Annotated in this window: 18 protein-coding genes and 1 tRNA gene; 8 read left to right on the forward strand and 11 right to left on the reverse strand. The window is 38.7% G+C overall.

Annotation, left to right across the window (positions count from 1 at the left end):
• Window positions 1-256: 256 nt before the first annotated feature.
• The 4 genes from ACHCNF_RS03610 to ACHCNF_RS03625 all read right to left on the reverse strand — a co-directional run bounded on the left by ACHCNF_RS03610 (window position 257) and on the right by ACHCNF_RS03625 (window position 3,978).
• Entirely contained in the window at window positions 257-1,357 is a 1,101-nt protein-coding gene (locus ACHCNF_RS03610) for a glycosyltransferase family 2 protein (protein WP_408071436.1), read from the reverse strand.
• Window positions 1,358-1,446: 89 nt separating this feature from the next.
• On the reverse strand, window positions 1,447-2,025 hold the full coding sequence (locus ACHCNF_RS03615; RefSeq protein ID WP_408071437.1) for a VanZ family protein: 579 nt from the start codon (window positions 2,023-2,025) through the stop codon (window positions 1,447-1,449).
• A complete protein-coding gene (locus ACHCNF_RS03620; protein WP_408071438.1) occupies window positions 2,025-2,771 on the reverse strand; it encodes a hypothetical protein in 747 nt (248 codons plus the stop codon). Before ACHCNF_RS03620 ends, ACHCNF_RS03615 begins: the two co-directional genes overlap by 1 nt.
• 22 nt (window positions 2,772-2,793) lie before the next feature.
• On the reverse strand, window positions 2,794-3,978 hold the full coding sequence (locus ACHCNF_RS03625) for an AAA family ATPase (RefSeq protein ID WP_408071439.1): 1,185 nt from the start codon (window positions 3,976-3,978) through the stop codon (window positions 2,794-2,796).
• Window positions 3,979-4,231: 253 nt separating this feature from the next.
• Between ACHCNF_RS03625 and ACHCNF_RS03630 the strand changes: the two genes are divergently transcribed.
• Window positions 4,232-5,293: an acyltransferase family protein gene (locus ACHCNF_RS03630; protein WP_408071440.1), complete on the forward strand. Its 1,062-nt coding sequence runs from the start codon at window positions 4,232-4,234 to the stop codon at window positions 5,291-5,293.
• Between the two features lie 280 nt (window positions 5,294-5,573).
• Here ACHCNF_RS03630 and ACHCNF_RS03635 read toward each other — a convergent pair whose 3' ends face one another.
• Together ACHCNF_RS03635 and ACHCNF_RS03640 are read right to left on the reverse strand one after the other, a co-directional pair.
• A complete protein-coding gene (locus ACHCNF_RS03635) occupies window positions 5,574-5,798 on the reverse strand; it encodes a DUF6718 family protein (RefSeq protein ID WP_026494889.1) in 225 nt (74 codons plus the stop codon).
• 437 nt (window positions 5,799-6,235) lie between these two features.
• Entirely contained in the window at window positions 6,236-7,114 is an 879-nt protein-coding gene (locus tag ACHCNF_RS03640; protein WP_408071441.1) for an Ig-like domain-containing protein, read from the reverse strand.
• Window positions 7,115-7,946: 832 nt separating this feature from the next.
• On the opposite strand from ACHCNF_RS03640, the gene ACHCNF_RS03645 reads away from it, so the two are divergent.
• The 5 genes from ACHCNF_RS03645 to ACHCNF_RS03665 all read left to right on the forward strand — a co-directional run bounded on the left by ACHCNF_RS03645 (window position 7,947) and on the right by ACHCNF_RS03665 (window position 13,432).
• Complete coding sequence (locus ACHCNF_RS03645; RefSeq protein ID WP_408071442.1) at window positions 7,947-8,405, forward strand: PBECR2 nuclease fold domain-containing protein; 459 nt, start codon at window positions 7,947-7,949, stop codon at window positions 8,403-8,405.
• 823 nt (window positions 8,406-9,228) lie between these two features.
• Window positions 9,229-10,134 carry a DUF5688 family protein gene (locus tag ACHCNF_RS03650; RefSeq protein ID WP_408071443.1) on the forward strand — a complete coding sequence of 302 codons (906 nt, stop codon included), beginning with the start codon at window positions 9,229-9,231 and terminating at the stop codon, window positions 10,132-10,134.
• Window positions 10,135-10,195: 61 nt separating this feature from the next.
• Window positions 10,196-11,194 (forward strand): AAA family ATPase, encoded by a 999-nt coding sequence (locus tag ACHCNF_RS03655; protein WP_408071444.1) that lies wholly within the window; start codon window positions 10,196-10,198, stop codon window positions 11,192-11,194.
• A 14-nt stretch (window positions 11,195-11,208) separates the two neighbouring features.
• Window positions 11,209-11,565: a hypothetical protein gene (locus tag ACHCNF_RS03660; RefSeq protein ID WP_408071445.1), complete on the forward strand. Its 357-nt coding sequence runs from the start codon at window positions 11,209-11,211 to the stop codon at window positions 11,563-11,565.
• Window positions 11,566-12,127: 562 nt separating this feature from the next.
• Window positions 12,128-13,432 (forward strand): tyrosine-type recombinase/integrase, encoded by a 1,305-nt coding sequence (locus ACHCNF_RS03665; RefSeq protein ID WP_408071446.1) that lies wholly within the window; start codon window positions 12,128-12,130, stop codon window positions 13,430-13,432.
• Between the two features lie 59 nt (window positions 13,433-13,491).
• Here ACHCNF_RS03665 and ACHCNF_RS03670 read toward each other — a convergent pair.
• A tRNA-Met gene (locus tag ACHCNF_RS03670) sits at window positions 13,492-13,565 on the reverse strand.
• A gap of 270 nt (window positions 13,566-13,835) precedes the next feature.
• Here ACHCNF_RS03670 and ACHCNF_RS03675 point away from each other — a divergent pair.
• Both ACHCNF_RS03675 and ACHCNF_RS03680 read left to right on the forward strand, forming a co-directional pair.
• Entirely contained in the window at window positions 13,836-14,969 is a 1,134-nt protein-coding gene (locus ACHCNF_RS03675) for a GGDEF domain-containing protein (RefSeq protein WP_408071447.1), read from the forward strand.
• 5 nt (window positions 14,970-14,974) lie between these two features.
• On the forward strand, window positions 14,975-16,012 hold the full coding sequence (locus ACHCNF_RS03680; RefSeq protein WP_408071448.1) for a M42 family metallopeptidase: 1,038 nt from the start codon (window positions 14,975-14,977) through the stop codon (window positions 16,010-16,012).
• 211 nt (window positions 16,013-16,223) lie between these two features.
• On the opposite strand, the gene ACHCNF_RS03685 is transcribed toward ACHCNF_RS03680, so the two are convergent.
• From ACHCNF_RS03685 to argS, 4 genes are all read right to left on the reverse strand, one after another.
• On the reverse strand, window positions 16,224-18,629 hold the full coding sequence (locus ACHCNF_RS03685; protein WP_408071449.1) for a leucine-rich repeat protein: 2,406 nt from the start codon (window positions 18,627-18,629) through the stop codon (window positions 16,224-16,226).
• A 275-nt stretch (window positions 18,630-18,904) separates the two neighbouring features.
• Window positions 18,905-20,407 carry an NlpC/P60 family protein gene (locus tag ACHCNF_RS03690; RefSeq protein ID WP_408071450.1) on the reverse strand — a complete coding sequence of 501 codons (1,503 nt, stop codon included), beginning with the start codon at window positions 20,405-20,407 and terminating at the stop codon, window positions 18,905-18,907.
• A gap of 35 nt (window positions 20,408-20,442) precedes the next feature.
• Window positions 20,443-21,819, reverse strand: coding sequence for an O-antigen ligase family protein (locus tag ACHCNF_RS03695; RefSeq protein ID WP_408071451.1), 1,377 nt, complete (start codon window positions 21,817-21,819; stop codon window positions 20,443-20,445).
• A gap of 96 nt (window positions 21,820-21,915) precedes the next feature.
• Entirely contained in the window at window positions 21,916-23,685 is a 1,770-nt protein-coding gene (gene argS, locus ACHCNF_RS03700; RefSeq protein WP_408071452.1) for an arginine--tRNA ligase, read from the reverse strand.
• Between the last annotated feature and the right edge of the window lie 169 nt (window positions 23,686-23,854).

The raw sequence follows: 23,854 nt of genomic DNA on the forward strand, positions 1-23,854 counted from the left end.
CTTTCATTATCTTTCTTTCCACAAATCTTTTGATCGGCATCCAGTTTTCACCGGAATCTGCATGGCAACATTAGAGGACATCTGTTTATATTTTATTGTCAGAGGTTAGGTTTCGCTAACATTTATTTTCAAAAAGCAAATAAAAATGTTATCCGTAACTAACCGCAAACAACTAGTAATTATAGCCATATTTAATAAACTATTACTACTGTTTTCTCGTTAGTTATTGATAACATTTCTCAAAAATCATCTTAAATTATCGCTTAAACTCATACCCAACTACATGTAGCATCTCTGTAGCAATAAACAATAGGCCATACCATCCGTTCTTTAGCATGATAAATGGAACACGCTTAACTAAGGATCCTTTTCCTATTTTGAAGTTCTTGATGAGTTTTCTTACTCTATCATCATCCACAAAGCTCCTGTATGCGGCATAGCGCTCTTTTCGTGAATGCTTATCATCCTTTTCAGAGAGTCTGAAAGCAACCTCTACTGCTGACATCACAATAGTACCGGCAAAAGTTTTGGTGACATCAACTCCGGCTCTGTCCTTAATGCGGTTTACCAGTCTCTCTCTGGCGTCATTTAGCTTCTTCTTGCCTTCAAGTTTGGAGAAGGGTTCTCTCTCATATCTGTAAATAGCTGAGGTAGAGCGTGTCACAAGGTAGTAGTAGCATTTCTGCTGTACATACACCTTGTTACAGCAGCTAAGGTATTCGGATATAAAGCAGGTGTCCTCACCCACCTTCAATGTCTTATCAAACAGAAGTGTATTGCCTGTTATGACGCTCTTTTTACAAAGGATACGCCACAGTGCCGGATTCTCAACGTAAAGAGCATCCGGTTTTCCTGCGATCCAATTATTGACATCCTTGTTGGAAAGTCCGATAAATGCGGGCATAACCTCTTTTATAATAGACTTACCTTCATATATTTTCTTATCAAATCTGGGATAATTGGTTTCATATACCTTGCCATCCTCATATCTGTGATAGCCGTATATCACAGCATCTGCGGATTCACGCTCGGCAATCTCGACAAGTTCTCTGCAGGTCTCCTTCTCCTGAAAATCATCTCCGTCAAAAAAGAAGATGTACTCTCCGGAAGCTGCTGCTATTCCATCGTTCCTTGCAGCGGAAACTCCTGCATTCTCCTTATGAATTGGTCTGATATTATCATGCATTGATGCATATTCATCAATGATATCTCCGGTTTTATCAGTTGATCCGTCATCAACCACAATGATCTCCAGTTGATTCTGATCGATATCCTGCGCAAGAACACTATCGAGGCATTTCCCGATGTAGTCCTCGATGTTATACGCAGGGATAATTACACTTACTTTCATATTCATTCTTTATCCCCCAAAAAACACAACTGTTAAAATTCTATCATTATTACACAAAAAGGCAAGTGGATGTTTCACCACCTGCCTTGTACTCATTATCGATATATCTTCCTGCTAAGGAATACAACAATTGATACTATTATCCCGCCAATAAAGGCTCCTGTAGTATTCGTCAAAAGGTCAGTTACTTCAAGCATTCCGGTTCCTGTAACGTACTGTACACTTTCTATAGCTAAGCTTGTAAAAAAGCCAATCAGCGTAGTAAATAGCGTTCTGGCTAAAAACCCTCTTTTTTTTAAAAAAGAGCCAATAATAATCCCCCATGGTACAAACAACATAACATTAAACAATCCATAGAAAAATGCCCAATATGAGTAAATGCCATGAAGATTAAATCCCAGATTGATATGCAAAAGCACTATTCCCGCCCTTGATCCGATTCGTCTTCTTAAAACCGTAAAGGAAAAAAGTAATCCGGCATAAACCACAAGTGCAAAAATCTGAATCAGTTTCCCAATTGTGATTTTATTCTTTTTGTAGAGAATAATGCCGGGGACAAAAACTATTAGTGCTTCTATCGCAAGCAGCGCAAGCTGGCCTGTAAGAGTAAGCCCATCAAACTCTCTTTTAAATAAAAATAGAAATAAATATGTCTTGTAATCCATTATTTTCATTATATATGTGAATCCAGCATCTCACAAAATTCCTGATAGAATCTCTCAAAGCTGATGCTGCAGTTTTTTCTCATATTGTGAAGTTCGGAATTTTGAGCAAACTCCACAAAGTCATCCATTGAGGTCTCATATTCCTCGAATTTTTTATTACTCTTTTGAATCATTCTCGTTAAATAATTTTTGGGGTAATTACTCTCAGGATCATCGACGTCTCCCCATAGCATTTCCGGTTCCTTTGGATGCAGCTTAGTTGGAACTGATATTCCCAACACTTCTTCTATTGCTTCAATATCTCCCATGATCCAGGATTCGATCATCCTGAGTGGCACCATAGGGATTGCCTTTATATCATCGCTTTGAAGTCCCTTTTCTACTTCGGCATGAACCAGATCATTTTCTTTTTTAGCAGTACTTTTGTCATTTTTTGAGCCGGATTTTTTGTCTGTATCGCAGTAATATACTCCATACTTTAAGTCCTTTTCCTGCATGAGACTGGCAAATCTTTTAGCAGGCAGACTTTTACCGTCTAAACCCTTGGCACCTCTGTTCAGCCTTACCTTATCTACATCTCTTCTGTCTATGGGCACAAGTTCTATGTCTTTTCCCTTCTCATCAGCAATCTTCCTGATATAATCAGCAATCGGTCCCCATTTCCATTCTTCTATAGCTTTCTTCTTATTATATTCGCTTATGCCGTAATCGGTTTTCCCCTCACCTGTTACAGCAATTACTATTTTTGAAGCCATATTTTTAGTATTTCCCCACGTTTTATTCTTTCACTTGAATGGTGTTGTTATCCATATTCAGGATTATTTCTCCCGGATACATATACTTGAGTCGTTTTTTCATATCATCTGTGTCAAAAATCTTCTTAGATTCTGTCCCGCCATCTTTATTGCGAACCAGCATATTGATAGATGACGGATCCATGTAATCAAGAAACAGCGTGCTATGTGTAGTGAAAATAACCTGATTTCCTGTTTCTCTGCACATCTCTTTAAAGAGCTCAACCAGTTTTTCTACATAATGAACATTTATGCCATTTTCAACTTCGTCGAATAAAAATATCGATGCACCTTTTCTGATTTCGCTTATAGCAACTATAGCAATAAGTCTAAGCATTCCATCGCTAAGGTCTCTCGAAGTGATTTTAATCATGGAACTGTCATACTCTTCATTAACCGTTATCTGAGTCCAACGGTACTGCCCTGTGGTAATGGTATCTATGTCACTTATCCTGTCTTCAAAAAGCCATTTGATCTTTTTCATAAAGCTCTTCTTTTGATCAGCAGACATCTTCTTAATGAATGAAGGCAGATGCTTCCCCGAAGCTCCAATAATATCAGAGAGTCCTCTGCTGCTTTGTCTCATATCATCCGGATTTAGTAATTCAAAGGACATAAAATTAGAAATATGGTTCACAAACAGACTTATTCGAGGATCAAAATCATTTTTCTTACTATTAAGATTTTTAATTACAGAAGATCTGAAGACAAACCCATCTCCAAAGTAAACATCTCCACTAAATTCTTCATTTTCAGGTCTTACAAAAAGGTGTCCATGAGTTTTAGGATTATATTCAATAAGAGTCTGATCATCTGCCTCAATGCATTCATATGCCAGATGCATTTCGTTTTTGGTTATATTAACTCCTATTTCTGAGTTCCACTTGAAAATGTGGTCTTCTCCCACTTCATCCCTTATCGAAAAGACCAGATCAAACTTTATTTTATTGCTCTTTATAAATTTAGATTTTATGTTTTCCACTTTCCAGTATCTGTCTTTAAGAAAAACATCATAGTCTTCTTTTACAGAGCCGCATATAAACTGCATGGCTTGAAGCAGAGAGCTTTTGCCGACTGAGTTCATGCCTATCAGAGCTGTAACTTCACTGAATTCTGCCGTAAAATCCACCAATGATTTAAAGTTTTCTATATGAATGCTTTGTATCATAAAATCGTCCTTTTATTAACGTTTTTTGTAATATCATTACAAAATGTAGTATACCAAAAAATGAGCAGTGCACACAAGGTATCTTTAGGTTCGAACCAATCTTCAGATACAATGATAAAGTGGCTGTCGCATGTTGTGCAGCAGGCTTTTTTGCTGGAGTATGAAGGTATGAACGATTTTTAATAGTTATTTAATGGAATAGTACATTTATATGGTATATCGTTAATTAATAAGAAAACCGGGGGTAAACATTATGAGTGATAAAAAGAAGGTAAGAATAGAATTAATCGATATAGCAAAGGCTATTACCATCATACTGGTAATACTCGGGCATACTACGGGCAATCTGGAAACGCCAATGTATAGGCGCATGTTGTACGCTTTTCATATGCCGCTATTCTTCTTTCTTGCCGGTATGTCCATTAAAGCGAAAGAACTTAAGTCATTCAGTGAATGGATGAGTTTTATTGAGAAGAATCTTCTTGCTCTCATTGTTCCCTACCTGATTTTTGCGTTTATCTATGCACCCTTCAGTTTCGAAAACGTACCAAAGTTCCTGTACGGCTCCTGGCAGATGCTGGGCAAGACCGGCACCCTGACATCATTGTGGTATCTGACATGCTTCTTTGTGGCCAGAATCTACTGTCAGGCACTTATGAATTTTCTTAGTATTGCAAAGTGTAAGAACATGAATTTATGGCTTGGGATTCTTGCAGTTCCGATGTTTGCCATTGGTTTTATGCTCCCGAAGATCGAGATTGGGTATCCGTGGTGTTTGAATGTCAGCTTTGTAGCAACAGGCTTTATCCTGCTGGGCATTGCACTCCGTCAGCAGATACTTATTCTGGCACAGTCAACAGGATGGATACTGTTTATTATCACCGTGGTTTCAGGAGTAATGCTTGCGTTCGGAACCATCTTACGAGGTGATGCCCTGGAGCTGAGCCTTATGTGTGGCGCCGATTACGGCAATGTCTTTTGGTTTATGTATAATTCTATTTCAGGTACAGTTCTGATATTGGGCATATCCATGCTGATCTTCCGCGTTTCGCGTGAAGGTGCCAGACCGTTCAGCACAGCAGCCATTACATATGTCGGACAGCATACGCTGGGCATATTCCTTCTTCATAAAAACATACAGCTTGATCTGATTATTCCATGGATTCGAACCTGGCTGGAAGGACCGCAGCTGCTGGTGGCCTGTATCGCAACGTGCATTTCCTTCGCAGCTGCCCTGCTTCTTTGCGCAATCATAGAAAAGTTTGTGCCACAGCTACTGGGACAGTTCCCGATTTATCCGCAAAAGGAAGCATGAATGTTATGTTGGTAGAAAACAAGTGAGAATTATGTAAAGCTTCTTAAGATGATTGTTAAGAAAATAGGTAATGAAGAACAGTAATAATAAAGGGGCTGTTCACTAATGCGACAGCCCCTTTATTATTAGTAGCGAGAGGGGGATTCGAACCACTTCTCGCTACGCAAATACCAGTAAAATAGCGGATGTTCATGATGTCACAGCCCAAATGTATTCAAAATGTATTCAAAAAATCTAAGTCAGCTATCTACCGCACAGCGGAAAGATGCTGACTTATTTTTTACATATTCATCACTGCTTCTTTAAGCTCATCCTCTGTCTTCACAAAGCTGTAAGGCTCATATTCTCCATACGCAGCTGGTCTGCTTATTGTAACAAGCTGTATTCTTTCCAATCCAACTTTTGAAATCAATTCTTTTTTTAAAGCTACAAGTGCCGGACCATGCTTTGTTTTATAAGCAATACAGCCTCGCTTATTTATATCTTTAGCTACAAGATAACACATTCTTAAGCATCTCCTCAAAATCCAATAGTTGTATTGTATCCATAACAAAATCCTTATTTAGTGTTAGCTTTAATATATCATAGTCAGGTTTTTTCGACAATCAAGCCATGACAGCTCATTACAATTTGAAATGTGTCTGATAATCAAGTACTGTAGAAAATGATTATGACATGTCATAATCCAGAAATACTCTATAATTCTTTACTTGATGATCATTAAAATCCGCTTGTGAAGCCGATTATGACACATTATGACATTGTCATAGCATGTCATAATCCGATATTTATGCATATTTCAACAATTAAAAGAAAATGTGTGTTGAAACAGAAATTATTTATGATAACACAATTTGCATGTAATTTTCAGTGGAAGTATGTAGATAATTAGTATAAAAAATTCCCACGCCACGGATTTTATCCGCAGAGTGGGGGATAAGTTTATTGTTCGTATCTGGTTGCAATCCATTTTAAAGGATAAGAACCAACGGGCACAAATTCAGTATCACTTTGCTGAAACATGTAGGCTAATGTTGTCGCTGATGTTATCTTATATTGTCTGCCCCACATAACTGTACCACCAACGTTTCCTTCCGCTGTTGTGATTATATCTCCGTTTCGTGCAATAACTATTCCACCGTGAGGTCCAGCAGGTCCTGCATAACCCACAACATCACCGATTTTGATGTCATACAGATTGTTGTGCATGCGGATAGGCGCTGTCACACCAAATACTGTGTCCTGAAGAAGTGCAGCAAATGCACCACAAGCCTGAGTCGGTTCAGTATTGTACCATAAATATGTTTTTTCCATACCCCATGGCATACCCTCGGGGTATTGGGATTTTAGTGCCATAAGTTTTGCCTGGACTTCAGCTTCCGTGAGCTGAACAATTTCTTCTTTATCTGTTTCATGTCCGCAGACTTTGCATTTCTTGCATTTGTACGCACTGTGTTCTGCTGTTGCAGGAACGGTTGTTTCTACATATTTGTGCTGTCTGCAGAGAACTGAAAGCTGACATTTATAGGTCTTGCCACTAACTTTAGCCTTGATGGTTGTCTTGCCGGGCTTCTTGCCAGTTACGACACCCTTGTTTGAAACAGTGGCGATCTTCTTTTTGGAAGAAGACCATTTGACTTTAGCACCTTTGGTGCCTTTGATTTTGAGTTTCGTGGTCTTTCCTACTTTGACTGATGCTTCTGTCTTGTTGAGCTTTGCTGCAGCTTCGACTGTTACGGGATTCATGATGCTGAGTGTGAGCGTAAGCATCAGAACAGAGAAGAGGTAGGAAAGTAATGATTTGTTGTTTGCCTTTTTCATAACTTGTTTCTCCTTACATTCTGACAAGCAAACTTTGCTTATCAAAACTATATTTATCTTATTATTTTTATCTATATAAAAAGTAACCCATTTCGGTGCTTCTTTTGGGTTACTTTTTCATGATCAATGTCATTATGACATATTATGACATTGTCATAGCATGTCATAATGGAATAATTAGCCCATGTAAGTATATCCAAAGGGGTTACTTTTAAAAAATTAACCCATATAGGGACACTAAAGGGGCTACTTAAAATAAATAGCCCCTTTGGAGACCCTCATGTTACATTATTATATCACAGCGACAAGGATTAATAAATACACGTCTTAACTTAATGCGATGCATGAAAACAAATTATAAAAGAGATTCCGTTTTTTTCTGTAGGACAGCTTTATCATTTTTCATTGCCATTTTTCAGAACTCACATTCGATTATGACATGTCATAATATGTCATAATCCAGTATTACTCTGCTATATCGCTCTTGGCTAATCATACATTCCGCTTGTGGAGCCGATTATGACATGGTATGACATTTTTGATATATGTCATACCAGAAATAAGTAGCCCATTCAGGTATATCCATATGGGTTACTTTTTAAGAATTAACCCACATAGGGACACTAAAGGGGCTACTTATTATAAATAGCCCCTTTGGAGACCCTCATGTTGCAAGAAACTTTTTACATTTTCATTTGTTATCCGGGCTACTTGGTGCACAATGAAGAAACTTTAGATAAATATGTTTACCACAATAAAATATTATTCTTGTACCAATGGTGCAGTCATCCATATAATAGAATGCGACATCAAATTAAGGAATGTAACATAAATGAAAAGATGTACAGAATTATCAGTCGAGCAAATACTTAAAGAAAAGTGCATATCAATTGGAACAATCCCAAAAGAGATTGCAGAATTCATTACAACTAAAAAGCCTGGTCTTCATATAGATACTACGTCAGAAATATCATTTTGGGATAATCGTATTACACATACTGAAAATCATAAAGATGACTTTATGTCCGATATAATGTATGAGGACTGTTTCAGATCGATTCCTGACTTCATCAAAAATCCTGATGTAATAAGTATAAAAAAAGACAACAGCAGCATTTCGTTTATTAAGAGGCTGTCACAGGATATAAGTGTTGTTGTCAGAATCACTAGCAAAGGAACATATTCTTATCGTACAATGTATCCGCTTATGTCAGCTCAACTTGATAAGTATCTGGCAGACGGAACAGCATGGCAATATCCCAAAAACAATATTGACTCTGAGCATGAATAGGTTATAATGAAATTACCAAGAGATAGAAGCTGAGGACGGAACAGGCAGCCGTCGCGCCCTTGTGGTCTTAAAATGAGATGCTGGATTGCCACCCAGCCTCTTCTATCTTAACGACAAAAAAGTTCCTATCTTCTGTAAATATGCAGAAAGACGAGGAGCTTTTTTGTTGCCTTTTTAACTGCTATGTTGCAATTATTATTGTTCACAAAAAATATCCATCGATATGCCAAAGGCATATTCTTATATCTCTTTTTTCATCACGCTGTGATGTCAGTCGTTTCCTTTTTTTGTCACAGACGTGTCAAAATTTAGCTATAAATAAATGACACGCCGTACTGCGTTATAACTATATATCGTTTATAATGTATCTCCATTGTGATATTCCCATGACTTAGAGTGCGTGACACGATGGTTGTTCAAGACTTAGAGTCAACAACTCCCGAAACGCAGTAATACTGCCCATCTTCCACCAGGACTTAGAGTCTTCAACTCGACTCAGAGTCAAAATTGAGTCGGACTCTAAGTCAATAAACCTAGGTAGAATCTGGGCTTGAAATAGAAAAACTCTCTGAACGCATATAATGCGTTCTAGACTCAAAGAGCATAAGAGCCAGCGACACGCGGCTAAAATGCACAGCATTTTTGCGTGCTCGGCACAGCCGAGGCTGACCGTGACATTCGCTCTATTCGATGTGCATTCTGCACGTGATATTTTCCTTTTTATCGCAACCCTAAAGTGTGCTATATCGGATAGCCCATTTTGAAAATGGGCCGGTGGAAATAATGAAACTAATAATATTCTTTATCCAAAAGGAGGATAAAAATGAACGCAATTACATTCAACGAAACAATCAAAACAAAAGTATCAAACATTCTCGCTGCAAGGCATCTCGATGTAGATGTTAATGTTGAACACCTTACGAAGGCAAATGGTATTGAATATGATGCCTTAACTTTCACCGGAAAAGATATGCTTCAACCTGTGGTCAATTTGAATCAGTTCTTCCATTCTTATCAGTGTCACGATGCTGATATTGATGATATTGCAAATGATATCGCAGATATATATGAAGAATCTTTCCTGCCAGATGACGATTACAAAGTAATCTTCAACTTTGAGCAGGTAAAGAATAAAATCTTTCCCTGTCTGTATAACACGGCTATCAACAGCAAAATCAGTGACCAATATATTCATCGTGAATACTTAGACTTATCAGTATATTATTATGTCGCTCTACCTATCAAGAATGATGGATCTGGTACCATTCTTATCAGTAGGAAGTTGCTCGATCTCTGGAATATATCAATTGAGGAGTTGGATCAGACAGCCTTCAATAACCTTCATGTAAACAAACATCCCCAAATAACCTCTATGTATGATTTGTTCAAGGATGAAAATGATGAAAAAGATATATCATACATAGATGATCTGTCTCGCAATATGTTCATTCTTTCCTGTAAAAGTGATACCAACGGAGCTATATACATGACAGATACCGGAATATTAGACCAGCTTTCAAGTATGACTTCATCTGATTTAATAATTCTGCCTTCAAGCAGGCATGAGCTGATTGTCCTGCCATCATATCTTATGAAATCACATGCTGAAATAAATGATTTCAGATCAATGGTACACGAAGTCAATTCAACTGTGCTTCGCCCTGAAGACTTCCTCTCGGACAATGTATATTGCTATTCAGCAGAGGAACATGAACTTAATATAGCTTAATTCCAAAATGATTGACCGAGCCCAGTGCACAGCGCTGGGCTCAGAAAGGATAATAACAAAAATGTATAACGGAAAACTTAGACCTGTAAATTATGCAACCCCATCCATTACAGATAAGGCTTACTATAAACCTGCTTTTTACAAGGATGAATTTGCTATGTACTATGACAATCATGGTGATTCTGAAGTCCTTAAGACTCCTCAAAGCATATATGAATACCTTGATACGTACGTCTACGGGCATGACTACTATAAAAAGATGCTTTCTGTTTTTGTATGGAAATGTGTTAAGAATCACCGACCTAACGGTGCTCTCCTTGTTGCAGGGCAATCAGGAAGTGGTAAGACCGAAATGATCCGAGCTTTAAATGAGATATACGACAATATCTATATATGCGATGGTAGCAGCATCACGCCTCAAGGCTATAAGGGAAACAGTAAGCTTTATTCAGGACTTCAAATGTTAGACATGACTAAGGATGCTCCTATGCCCATATGTGTTATAGATGAAGTCGATAAGCTCATTGACAGATCGCAGTCCGGATGGAACGGAACCGGTTTGGTTGCTGAACTTTTAAAGCTCCTTGAAGGAGGCAATGTTAATATCGGTACTGAAGAAAAACCTAAGATAATTGATACTTCAAGAATTGCCTTCATTTTGCTCGGTTCCTTTTCTTGCCTTGATAATAGACATGCATCTTCACCCATAGGATTTTCTACAGAAAATATCGAGAAAAAGTCATCATCCTTAAATAGAGATGATGTACTATCCATGATCCCCCCTGAACTGAAAGGACGTATTGAGCAGACTATCATCCTGGATAGTTTTAATGAGGATGACTATTTCAAGATAATGAAAGATGAGCGATATTCACCCATTAAACGAATAGAGCGCGAATTTAGTATAACTATTTCAATATCTAACGAAAAAGTCAAAAAGATATCTCAGGATGCCTTTCTCAATAAAACAGGTGTCAGAAGCATGAATAATGAAATCAACGAATTTGTGAACCAGCAATTTTTTGAAAATCCTTCTATAAAAAAGATACAGATGAATTAAGGAGGCAGAATATAATGGAACTTGCTTTAAAATACGATAATAACCGAATAACAGATGTTCATATCGCTCCTACCAAGGAAGAAAATGTAAAGCAGCTGTATGATTTATCTCAGGAACTACTAATAAAAAATCCTGCTGTTGAATTTGCAGATAAAGCTAAAGCGGGAAAATTCAATACCTTTTCTGAGGATGAATACTCATATGCCATAGATGAGATAGCAGCTATTAATCAGCTGTTCTACTGTGCTGATGATGGAAACAAACAACTAGCAGAAATTAACATTTTCCTACTGCTTGAAAGATTACTCCTTGCATATTTGCGGCATATTGAAATCTATATAAGAGATGTAAAAGTATTTAAGCGTTTGTAATCCCAAATTGATGCTTTAGCATTGTCTGTAATATTTGGTCATTTTTACCAACAGCTGCCATATTAATATAATATATAGCGCTTTGGTTATCCTTCACGAAATTTTACAATCGCCGCAAATTTCATTGATTCAATGTGGTTTCTATGCCTACAATAATATAAAGAAGCTGAAAAAACGAAGGAGGTATATAAATACGTCTAGGGACGACGACGGTTCCCCTTCCGCTTGATTCACACAAGGGCGGATGGATCTACTGTAAAAAAACAGTAGTAGATCTTCGCAATTGTTGATATGGCTTAACGCTGGATGTGCCACATTAGGACGTCGTATATTTATACGCATGTGGGAAACTGCTAATAGATATCAGAATCAGTATCTATTTTGCACAGAAACCGACAGACTAATTACATAGCCTGCTAACCACCCGAACCAGCACAGTTGCAGAACCAAAGTGTAGTATCGCGCGTTAGTGACGCATGCTGACAATAAACCTTCTGTAGCTGTGCGTGTGTATATCAGGGTGGTTTTGTTTTGGATCCTGTTTTTTATAGGAAGGATTATTATGGCTGATAAGGATTCCATAATGCCAGAATTAGCGGAGATTGAATATTACTTTAGAATTGGAATAATACAAATTGATGACATCATGAACTCCGACAAGGAGATAATCATGAACAAAATACTTAAACAAATACACAAATATAAAATCATGCCACCTCGAGATAAATCTGGTAGGTGGAGCACTTATGTACCTGATATAAAAAGCCCCCATGGAAGAAGGCTGATACGCAAGAAGACAGAAACACAACTTTATAAATATTTGCTTGAATTTTACCAAATTGGCGAAGGCCAATCTCAGATGACAGTATCGGAGCTATTCCCAAAGTGGATCGAGTACAAAAGACAATTCATTAATGTCTCAAATTTAAAGCAATCGATATCTCCTTCGACAATAAGACGGTATGAAAGGGAGTTCGATAAATACTTTGCAGACACAGAGCTTGCAGATATGGTAATAAGCGAAATTACTACGCCGCAGCTGCAAAGTATTTTATCAACTATCATAAAGGAAAATCATTTATCGGAGAAAAACGCAAGCAATTTGATTGGATATATCAGGGGAATTTTCGCCTATGCGTATGATAACGAATATATCGAGAAAGACCCTGCTAAACGTATGGACCGCAAGCTTCTTTTATCAGGCTGTAAATTTACTCCGCCAAAAAGTGACCACGAGCGCGTAATCACAGAAGACGAAATAATAGCTTTATCCTTTGCAATAAGAGAACATGAAACCCAGTATCCTCATTATATGCCCGATTATGCCATAGAGCTTGCGCTTCTTACAGGTATGCGCGTCGGGGAGATAGTCTGCATTAAATGGAGCGATATAGATGAAAATCACCATGCGATTCATATCGTAAGGTCAGAGCACCGCTTAGACTACTCGGATAGGCCGTCAGAGATTGTGATAGGCAGAACAAAAAATGGCAAGACACGTACATTCCCTCTTACGTCTCAGATTTCAGAACTCTTGGTCAGGATCAAAGCTCTTAATCACTTCAGTTCAGAAGGGTACATTTTCACTCGTGAGGACGGACACAGATATACCGGACATGACGTTGGCTGTGCCGTATGCCGCAGAGCCAAAGAAGCTGGCATAGATAAAACTTCAATTCACGAGATCAGGCGAACAGTATCATCACACCTGAATACGATACTCAAAAATGAAACAGTTGGAGAGATGCTCGGCCATAGCGCGCAGGTGAATGCATATTACTATGACTATTCAATCGCCAGCAATTCACAGAAAATGGATGCCGCAGAGTCGCTGTATTCAAATGTATTCAATTCTAAGAAAAAATAAAAGCAACAAAAAATACGGGAAGCGGCTTATTTAAGCCATTTCCCGTATTTACCATTTAATAGCGAGAGGGGGATTCGAACCCTCGACACCGCGGGTATGAACCGCGTGCTCTAGCCAACTGAGCTATCTCGCCATATTCAGTTCGTCGGTTTCTCTCGCCGACCGACTTGATTAGTATATCTCCCTCATTAAATAATGTCAACAAGTTTTTTATTTTTTTTTCAATTTTTTTGAATAGTAAATTTTGAACTTTAAGTTTTTTTAGGTTTATACAAATCATTTGAATACAATCATTTTTTTGGTAAAATATTAATACGATTTTTTTCAAAATCAAATGAAGCACTTTCAAGCTTTATATATATTATTATGAACATAGTCATTTGGGAGTGAAATATTTATTACTATGATAAATTTACCTTCGATATATTCAGCCAATGTAATCGGCCTATTGATAATGATTGTTCTGCTTCTTAGTCGCGGATGGAAAATACAAACTAAAAATTCTGAAAGTAAAAACCTGCTAATCTTGATCATAGCAGTTATCATCGCCTGTGTAGTTGATCCGATCGTGTTCTATTTTGATGGAAGACCGGGTGCTCTTGCTCGTTACATCATTTTACTTGGCAATACTGTGCTCTTTTCCCTTAACGCCATACTTGGTCCTGCATATATCACGCTGATAGACAGGCACATAAATGAGCATCAATCCTTCAGGCAGAGGCTTTTTCTTTATGCCATAATCTTTCTGGAATTGTTCTTACTTTTCGTAAACCTCTTTAAACCTATTATCTTCGGGATTCATGAGAATAATGAGTATTACAGGCTTCCACTATATTGGCTATATGTTATCATGGAGACTATTTTCCTGTTGTATGGTCAGCATGTTTATTATGCTGCAAAACGCAGAGGCAGATTCTTAAGCTTTTTCCCCACCTGGCAATTCCTTGTTCCAATAACCATCGGCATGCTGGGACAGAGCTTCTTCTATGGCATCTCACTTATATGGCCCTGCGTTGGAGTGTCAGTATGTTGTATTGCGCTTAGTCTTCAGAATGAAAACATCTACCTGGACATGCTGACAGGTACTTTTAACCGTTTTTACCTTAACGAAATTATAGCATCGACAAGGAAAAGTGGTGAAGATATTTCAGCTATGATGCTTGATATGAACGGTTTTAAATCTATCAATGACACTTACTCTCACGTAGAAGGAGACAACGCTCTTATCGCCATGACTGAGATTCTCAATCGGGTAGTATGTAATAATGGCGTTGTGATCAGGTTTGCGGGAGATGAATTTATTATCATATTGGACAAAACTGCTACCCATAGCATAGCAGAATACAAGGATTATATTAACAAAGCGATCGATCATTACAACAGCATTTCCGATAAGCCCTACAAGCTCTCCGCTTCTATGGGCGGCGGAACTTTTAACTTAAGCACTAATTCAGACTTTGATTTAGTGAGCGAAATTGATAAACTAATGTATGCAGACAAGGCTCTGTATTATCAAAAAAACAACAGGAGAAAATAACAACAATGAGTTTCGAACTAAATGAAAAGCGCTATCTTGAAGAACTTGAAAAGGAGCTGGCTATTGATTCAGTTACTGGTCAGTATCATGAGCTTCAGGATTATCTTGTAAAGGAAATCGAGGCGCTGGGTTTCAAGACATCCACTCTTCACAAAGGTGGCATCATCGCTGATATCGGCGGCGAAGGTAATCCTCTTCTTATAACAGCTCACGGAGATACCATTGGAATGATGGTCCGCCATATAAATGATGACGGCACAATCAAGGTTTGCAAGGTAGGCGGCCTCTATGCATATCACTCTGAGCGCGAAAATGTGCGTGTTCATACCCGCTCCGGAAAAGTAATCACAGGCTGCGTTCAGCGCAAAAACGCTTCCGTTCATGTAACTGAAAACGAGTTAAACGAAGAGGTTGCGGATTTTGACAAGAATTCATTTGTCGTTCTCGATGAGGACGTAAAAAGTGCAGATGATGTAAGAAAGCTCGGAATAGAAATTGGTGACTATGTAGCAATCGAGCCCAGATACACTTTTTCAAACGGTTATATAAAGTCTCACTTCGTAGATGACAAGGCTCTTGTAGCAGTTCTCATGGAGCTTTTGCACGCAGTAAAAGATGGCAGCGTCAAGCTCTCCCGCAAGGTCTATATCTATATCTCTTTTTATGAGGAGATTGGTCACGGCGGAGCTAATGTTCCTTCTGATGTTAAGGATTACCTCGCAGTAGACATCGCCTGCATTGGGCCTGAACAGACAAGCTCAGAGCGCAAGGTTTCCGTATTCTGCAAGGACAGCCGTTTCCCTTATAATTTGGATATGATAAGAGAACTCGAAGAAGCAGGTAGAAAATCAGGCGCAGACTATGTTCCCGATATCTTCACTCCTCACTACGGCACTGACGCTGATCCTGCACTTGTAGCAGGCTTTGACATAAGGCACGCTGCTATAGGCCCCGGCACAAGAGCAAGCCACGGCTACGAGAGAACTCATATTGATGGCATTAAGAATACGTACAAGCTCATGGCTGAGTATGTGACAATGTAATTCAAAAGGCAGTAGCACCTTGAAAGTAAATGCCTCCAGGATATTTGGAGGCATTTCAATTTCAAGCCTACTGCCTTTTTATTATTCTATTATTGTATTATTAAATTATTCTATTATTTAATTATTGTATTATTTAATTATTAAATTATTCAATTATTTAATTATTGTATTATTGTATTATTTTATTGATTCTTTTATTGAATAATTTTGTTTATTCATCCACTTCTACTATATTCTTGGCTTTTACTGTAAAGCCTGCGGATTTAAGTATCTTTTTATAGGATTTCTTCTTTCCCTTCGGAACCTTAACCACTGCCTTTTTACTGATTTTCTTAAAGGCATTTTTGCCAACATTTTTCTTTTTGAGATATGTTGATTCGATTCTTATGGTCTTGAGCTTCTTACATTTATAAAAAGCGTTCTCTCCTATTTTCTCAACATTGTCTCCTATGATCACTTTCTTAAGCTTTTTATTGCCGTTAAATACTCCCTCGGCAATCTCTGTAACTCTATATTCGTTTCCATCAATGACTACGGATGAAGGTATTCTTACTGTGCTTGCCGTTGATGATCTGGGCTTAACGAACATAACTTGCAGATCTGTATCTGCAGCAGAAGAAACGATATAGGTATCTCCCATGCCGTTTACCACATCACCCGCCGCATGGCCGGAAGCAGCATTCACTTTAATCACCTGACTCTCGGTTTTTTTGGCGGATCCAGATGTGCTATTACCTTCTTTTTTAACATCATCAATTCTGTCCTTTATTTTGGACTCTATATCATCTTCCTTCTCGTCTGATTTTTTATCATCTTTATCTTTGTGTATATCATCTATTTTAGATTTAGCGTCCTCTTCCTTATCAATGACAGACTGATCAACAATACGAAATTCTTTTATAACCTCATCGGAATAGTGCGGATTATCGGAATATACCTTAACAGTAGCAAGACCGGGATCTATATTGTCTTTATACTCAACCGTGTATTCATCCTTGCTAAGTTCCTTACCATTGACCTTCACTGTTACTTCAGGAGTCTTCGGTGTTCCGTCGTACACATATCTGTCCTCACTCAGTTTTACCATGGAAGGAAGCAGTACGATAGGAAGGATTTTGAAATTATTTGCTATTTCTACTTCCTGATCATCTCCGTTCTCGTCAACTACATTGATTATGGCAACTGCAGTGTAGTCTCCTACTTCTTTGACGTCTGATTTGTCTATATCCTGGCCGGAAGCGTCTCTATAGATGACATCGCTCACATGAACCTCTTCAGGAAGATCGTCAGGCTTATTTATTTTCGCAGAGATGTCTTCTCCGTATTTTCTGCTGGCAGCTGTGATTGAAATCTTGTACTTTGCTGAGCAGTCTTTGCATTTTACAGTGGCATTATCATCACCTGCTCCAAGATAATCTATCTCCCAGGCGTGTACATGATTTTTGGAATCAAGCTCAAAATACTTCGGAACACATGCATAGTCTGTATCCTTTGAGCCACCCCTTTTCTCATAAATAAGATAAGCGTATTTAAGTCCGGAGCTCTGCGAAGGAAGTTCAAACGTCCCGTTCATAATATGGTATTTGTTTTTCCCTGACCCTGATTGTCCCTCGCTTTGCACGTCAAGGGGAATATATGCAAAATCAGAAGGATCATCTACAGTCTTTCCTTTTTCATATCTGTCCTTAAGAAGCAACACTGAAAAAGATATGTTGTCATCCACTGTCGCATAGGGATACTTGAAGGATATTCTTGCCTTTTCACCATCCGTACTGCATTTTACATCCTGAGGCATCACCATCTTATCATCCATGATAGTGAGCTTATATTCATCAGAAGCTCCCGGGATAAGTGATGAAAACAGTATGGATGAACGTTCCACATTAAAGGCAGGGCTTATGCCGTCTGATTCACTTGCAAACCTATCGTCAATTGAACCGAAATCCGTTATTCTATACAGCTGTTTATCAAATAATTTGGTATCATCTTTTCCAAGGCGAAGCCACCAGCTCTCTATTTTGTCATTTTTGATATTTTTCTTTATACGATTATAACTAGCCCATCTATCATTTTCATATCCATAGCTCTCATTGGTCGCTTCCTTGGGATCAAGCACAAATATCTTCATTTCCTTAAGCTGTGCGAAATCCCCATCAACACCTGTTCCATCAGTATTGGATTTTTTCTCTTTTCTGCTGAATGCTATGGCATCCTTCTCAGCGTCTGTAAAAACATCTGCATCAAGAAATCCCTGGTCATTTAGATCCTCCAGGAGTTTTGCAGGATTCCCGGGTCTTAGATTGTAAAGCACGTTATCACAATCAAGTAAAACTGTTTTTTTACTTAGACTTCCTTTATCACTGAAATCCATGCATTCTGTACTAAGCACGCGGTATTTCACATTAATATCATCATATTTACCATAATATACATAATCCCAGTTTCCACCGCCTTGTGTGGGATTACCGATTGTACCCGTTCCAAGTCCGGTGATTGTTTTGGATGATTCTTCTGCCTTAACAGTCACAGCACCATGTAAGGTTGGCACTGTGGATACTGAGACAACCATGGCAAGGGACATTGACAGCAGCTTTAAAAATCCGTTACACTTTTTCATTTTTTTCTCCCAAATATTGAACATATATTTATAGACAGATTTCCGAACGATTATTCCTTATTTTTGTTCTGAAAGTTCTGACTATCAGTCATTATTTTTCATGCCCAATTAGTATATAACAAAATAAAACCGCCAAGCTCACGAAATATGAATTATATATTTCATATTCCGTACTTGACGGTTTTGCATTTCCATGAGCGCAAGGTTTCAACACCGTTCACATGAACGCACCCCCCTAAATCGTTTCCGCTAAATAAATGACCAAAATTCAATTTTTATCCTCTATAATCCGGAGACAATATGAATTTCAAATCCTCAAGCCAGGTTTTGCCACTTTTCCTCTTAAGATCCAAGCCCGAAACAAAGACACAATAAGCTTCAGTCAGATCAGCACTGTCTTCTCCCGGTTCAATGCATGTTGCGCAGGAGCTTATGACATACGGCATATCATCTTTCATTCCCAGGTACATCATCAGATGTCCGTCCATATATGCCAAAAGCCCGGGATTCATCTGAGAAAAGATAGTCTTTCTTTTATCCATTGTCATCTTTTCGCAATCAATGCTGCCTATATCCGCTCTTTCAGCTATAGCCCTGGCATTACGCGGAAGGTCAAATCCATAACAGCTGTAAACCTGCCTCACAAAACCCGAACAGTCATTAGAACAAAGTGAACCGCCATATCCATAGATTTTTCCCAAAAACTTGAAAGCCTGTCTTATTACAGATTCAGAAGTCATATTCAAAAAGCCAACATGGACATCCTTTGAAACTGGTATAAGCGATTGCTCAAAATACAGCTTCCCATCCGCATCTCTGCACGGAATATCCACACGATAGCAACCATAGCTCTCACGATGACTTTTCTGTTCATCATAATCCGCACTTAGCCGAAGCCGCGTCCCCATAGGTAAAATCAGTCCGGAGGATAATGTCTTTGTGGGTGTGGATTCCAGAACTATTTCACTTCCTGTTACCAGCAAAAACTCATCAGGCTTGCAGGCTGCAATCCATTCTTCACGATTTTTGCATACTGCCAGTTTTTCTTTTCTCACCCATCCGCAAAAAGACCCGCTTATCACATAACACCATTCGCCATCTCTGCTCTCATGAATTATAGCAACTCCATCGCATGGCATAACTTCAGCACTGATAAAATCATCAAAATATATTTCATCAGGGTCTTTTGCAGCGAATTCATCACTGGGCATAACCCTGGCCATTGTTCTGTCTACGCAGATGGCATATTCAGGAACAACTGTATCCTCAACTCCGTCAATATTCAGATTCTTCTCCAGATTATCCCAGTAGTCATCTCCGGGGAGCATTCCGTCTATATATGTGGGAGAATTTTCGTCATTATATTCTTTTATTAGCTCAGGATCTATCAGCTTCACCACTGCTTCGCCGTCTATAGTTTCATCAAGGTTGTCCATAAAAAGCTTATAATTCCTACCCTTGGACTCAGCGTAGTAACTTACAAATGATGGATTATTATTGTTAAAATATTCAATCTCATCCTGTGAAAAAAGCACCTCATCCGTTTTTTCAGTAAGCCAGTACTCAGGAAATAGCATGTTGGTAGCAGTGCCTTCAATTGTATCTACAAACTCTTTGTAATTTTCGGCATCCTGCGCTTTTAACTCTTCAACATTGTCTCCCTGTATATGACCTGCGCTGTTTTTCTGCGCCAGCGTTTTTATAAACTCAGTTCCTGTAAAAATAATTAAGAGCAGCGCCGCTGTTCCATAAAAAATCCAAAGTCCTTTTCTTTTCATGAACGGTTCCTCCAATTAGTATTGCTTCTATCTATTCAATTCCCCACAGCATATACGTACCCGCAGGTAATAAAAAACGGCACCGATGCATAGCAACATGAAATATATGAAAACGGTACAGGTTCTGTCATACCCATCAGCAGAATTCCATAGGAGGCAGCAATCAAAAACTGTATATAAGCCCTTTCATTTCTTCCCAGCAGTATCTTTATTCCGTTTTTCACCCATGAAGATATGAGCATGATAATGGTCAAAAGTCCAAGTATTCCGTGCTTTCTTAAAATCTCGATATAAATATTGTGTGCATGTGATGTATCTATGTCATGCCGTCCGGCATATACATCTTTAATAACTTCCTTACTTAAAGGTGAAATCCCAAGGAGGAACCGCCCTGCACTTTTGATTGATTGCTCCATACAACTTTTCCAGATAACGGCTCTGTCTGAAAAGGTTCCATCATCATCAGAAATCCGTCGCACCACAAGCTTTTCCAAATTACTTAAAAGAAACTCCTGATCTGTTAAATTACCATAGGTCCTCATCGAAAACCTATAGATATTCATCGGAATAAGAAATGATTTTAACACTACAAAAAATAAAAGAACTGCCCCTGTTAAAGCCACAGTCAGTCTAAGTGCCTTTTTATCAGTTTTAAGAAATCGTCTGTCTCTGCATAAAACTAAAAGCACAAAGATTCCTGCTGTGAATGCTATTCCTACCATAACTGTTCGGCAGCCTGTAAGTCCGATACAAAACCAGCCTAATGCAACAAGAAGTCCGAAAACTATCCTTAGTATTCCTTTATCATATAGCAGGCAAGTACCCGCAACTATCACCAGAGTAGCCGCAGCAATTCCCAAAGCGTTAGCATTGCCTGACGCGCATAATCGCCCAAGCTGAAAGCATCCATATGTTTTATCATGTACAGGATATTCAAGCAAAAGATCCCTGCTTGCCTTTATCAGCGCACAAATACATAGTGCACTTAGGGGTATGGACGATACTCCACACATGATAGTTATCAGTTTGTGGGGATCATCAGCTGCCTGAACCGAATAATACATCGCCAGAAAAGCACTCCAGACACAAACAAAATGCGATAAAACATATTCTAAAGAAATGCCCTGATTATATAATGTTGAAATCAATCCGAAAAAGAAGAATAAAAACCACAGGCAAGTATCATAATTCCTATATTTCCTGCCATATATCATGCAGCCTGCAACAATGAAAACACCTATAAATCCCGTAACAAGATATAACGCATGGATTTTGTATTCCCATAAATCTTCAAACGAATAAAAAAAGACAATGAAAGATGTCAAAAGGATAAGTGCAACCTGCAAAAATCCTTTTTCCTTTTGTTTACCCCTAGTCAGCATACTTTCCCAAACCTTTTTCTTTTTCCCCAAAATGCTCTGCAAAAAAATCTTATGTCAGAGCGCTTAAAATAATTCTTGTGCCAGAGCGTAAAAATAATCCGCGGCATAGCCGCGGATCAGAAATAATTACATCCTGTCAGGAGCTGTAAAACCAAGCAAATCAATTCCTGTCTCAAGCACTTTAAGTGTCACATTAAGAAGTGCAATGTATCCGCTCTTCTTCTCCTCATCCGCCTCTGTGAGGATCTTGGTTGAATGATAGAAGCTGTTGAGTGCATTTGAGAGCTCATAGATATATGCGCATATTCTGTTGGGCATAAGGTCTCTTGCTGCGCTCTCTACTGCATCAGAGAATCTTGTAAGAAGAAGCATCAGGTTCTTCTCATCAGCTGACTCTGCATTTCTAAGGAGTGCTTCCTTAACATTACCGCCTTCCTTCTCATACTTTGAAAGAATTGATTTAATTCTTACCATTGTGTAAAGGATGTACGGGCCTGTATCTCCCTCGAAGGATGTGAATTTATCTATATCAAAGATGTAATCCTTTGAGGGCTGATTTGAAAGATCGCCATACTTGATAGCTGCAAGCGCTACCTTGTGGGCTGTGTCCTTTGCCTCAGCATCATCAATATCCTGGTTGCCTTCCTTTATACGGCTATACATCTGCTCATCAATCTCTGCGATGAGCTTTTCAAGACGCATAACGCCACCCTCTCTTGTCTTGAAGGGCTTGCCATCCTTACCATTCATAGTACCAAAGCCTACGAAGTGAAGCTCTGTTTCGGGCAGAACCAGCTTAGTCTTTCTCGCACAGCGGAATACCTGTGTAAAGTAAAGCTCCTGTCTCTTATCAACAACATAGATAAGACCCTCAGGCTTAAACTCTTCCATTCTCTGCTGAATTGTGGCAAGGTCAGTTGTATTGTAGAGAGAAGCTCCGTCTGACTTAAGGATCATGCAAGGCGGAATCTCTTTTGTATCAGTCTCCTCAGCAACATCAACAACAAGAGCTCCCTGGCTCTCATGTGCATATCCGTGCTGCTTCATATACTCAACCATTCCGGGAATCACATCATGTACATCGGACTCACCTCTCCAGAGGTCGAAGTTGACGTTGAGATTCTTGTAGTTTTTCTTAAGATCATTTACAGATACATCAAGAATATGATGCCAAAGTGCGCGGTATCCCTTATCACCATCCTGAAGAAGCTTGGTTGCTTCCATAGCCTCTGCCTTAAATGCCTCGTCCTCCTTTGACTTAGCACTTGCAGCGGGATAAATCTCCTCAAGTTCACTTATTGTAAACGGAGCTTCCTTGGGATACTGTCCCTTGTGGTCCTTATCAAAATAAGGAAGATCGGGCTTGCGATTTTTAAGCTCAGTAATGATGAGACCCATCTGAAGTCCCCAGTCACCAAGGTGAATATCTCCGGTCACCTTGTAGCCTGCATACTTAAGGATTCTCTTTAAGCTCTCTCCGATTACAGCTGAACGAAGATGTCCTACGTGAAGCGGCTTGGCAACGTTTGGTCCGCCGTAATCTATCATGAAATTAGGTGCATGAAGAGGCATCTTTACTCCAAAGTGATGCTCATGGAGCATTTTTACAATATAACCTCTCACAAAATCCTCGCTGACCTTGAGGTTCAAAAATCCGGGTTTAACAGATTCTACAGATGAAAAGATTTCACTTTCCTGAAGCTTCTCTGCAACTGCATCAGCAATCATAAAAGGTGCTTTGCCATACTTCTTTGCTCCGGCCATAGCACCGTTACACTGATACTCACAAAGGTCAGGTCTGTTTGACAAAGTAACCTTTCCAAGCTCTGCATCATAGCCAGCTGCCTCAAATGCAGCGGATACTTCTTTTGAAATTAACTCTAAGATTTTTTCCAAAACAATCTTCCTTCCTATGTATAATACTTTTTTTGTAAGTTCTTTTTACAATTACATTATTTATGCGCTTTTAATTCTTCTTAATCTAAAAAAATAATAGCAAATAAGAATTTCCTTTTTGGTACCCTTATATGTTAAATTCATGGGTATCAAATATTTAAAAAGCTTT

It is taken from the genome of Butyrivibrio sp. NATIVEDY162 (assembly GCF_045999815.1).
In the GTDB taxonomy this organism is placed as follows: Bacteria; Bacillota; Clostridia; order Lachnospirales; family Lachnospiraceae; genus Butyrivibrio.

Bases quoted from the DNA above. Each gene is read 5' to 3' on its own strand.
- ACHCNF_RS03680 (WP_408071448.1), top strand. From the start codon at position 14,975: ATGAGTTTCGAACTAAATGAAAAGCGCTATCTTGAAGAACTTGAAAAG.
- ACHCNF_RS03690 (WP_408071450.1), bottom strand. From the start codon at position 20,407: ATGAAAAGAAAAGGACTTTGGATTTTTTATGGAACAGCGGCGCTGCTC.
- ACHCNF_RS03655 (WP_408071444.1), top strand. From the start codon at position 10,196: ATGTATAACGGAAAACTTAGACCTGTAAATTATGCAACCCCATCCATT.
- ACHCNF_RS03660 (WP_408071445.1), top strand. From the start codon at position 11,209: ATGGAACTTGCTTTAAAATACGATAATAACCGAATAACAGATGTTCAT.
- ACHCNF_RS03645 (WP_408071442.1), top strand. From the start codon at position 7,947: ATGAAAAGATGTACAGAATTATCAGTCGAGCAAATACTTAAAGAAAAG.
- ACHCNF_RS03625 (WP_408071439.1), bottom strand. From the start codon at position 3,978: ATGATACAAAGCATTCATATAGAAAACTTTAAATCATTGGTGGATTTT.
- ACHCNF_RS03640 (WP_408071441.1), bottom strand. From the start codon at position 7,114: ATGAAAAAGGCAAACAACAAATCATTACTTTCCTACCTCTTCTCTGTT.
- ACHCNF_RS03610 (WP_408071436.1), bottom strand. From the start codon at position 1,357: ATGAATATGAAAGTAAGTGTAATTATCCCTGCGTATAACATCGAGGAC.
- ACHCNF_RS03620 (WP_408071438.1), bottom strand. From the start codon at position 2,771: ATGGCTTCAAAAATAGTAATTGCTGTAACAGGTGAGGGGAAAACCGAT.
- ACHCNF_RS03635 (WP_026494889.1), bottom strand. From the start codon at position 5,798: ATGTGTTATCTTGTAGCTAAAGATATAAATAAGCGAGGCTGTATTGCT.
- ACHCNF_RS03685 (WP_408071449.1), bottom strand. From the start codon at position 18,629: ATGAAAAAGTGTAACGGATTTTTAAAGCTGCTGTCAATGTCCCTTGCC.
- ACHCNF_RS03650 (WP_408071443.1), top strand. From the start codon at position 9,229: ATGAACGCAATTACATTCAACGAAACAATCAAAACAAAAGTATCAAAC.
- ACHCNF_RS03675 (WP_408071447.1), top strand. From the start codon at position 13,836: ATGATAAATTTACCTTCGATATATTCAGCCAATGTAATCGGCCTATTG.
- ACHCNF_RS03665 (WP_408071446.1), top strand. From the start codon at position 12,128: ATGGCTGATAAGGATTCCATAATGCCAGAATTAGCGGAGATTGAATAT.
- ACHCNF_RS03615 (WP_408071437.1), bottom strand. From the start codon at position 2,025: ATGAAAATAATGGATTACAAGACATATTTATTTCTATTTTTATTTAAA.
- ACHCNF_RS03630 (WP_408071440.1), top strand. From the start codon at position 4,232: ATGAGTGATAAAAAGAAGGTAAGAATAGAATTAATCGATATAGCAAAG.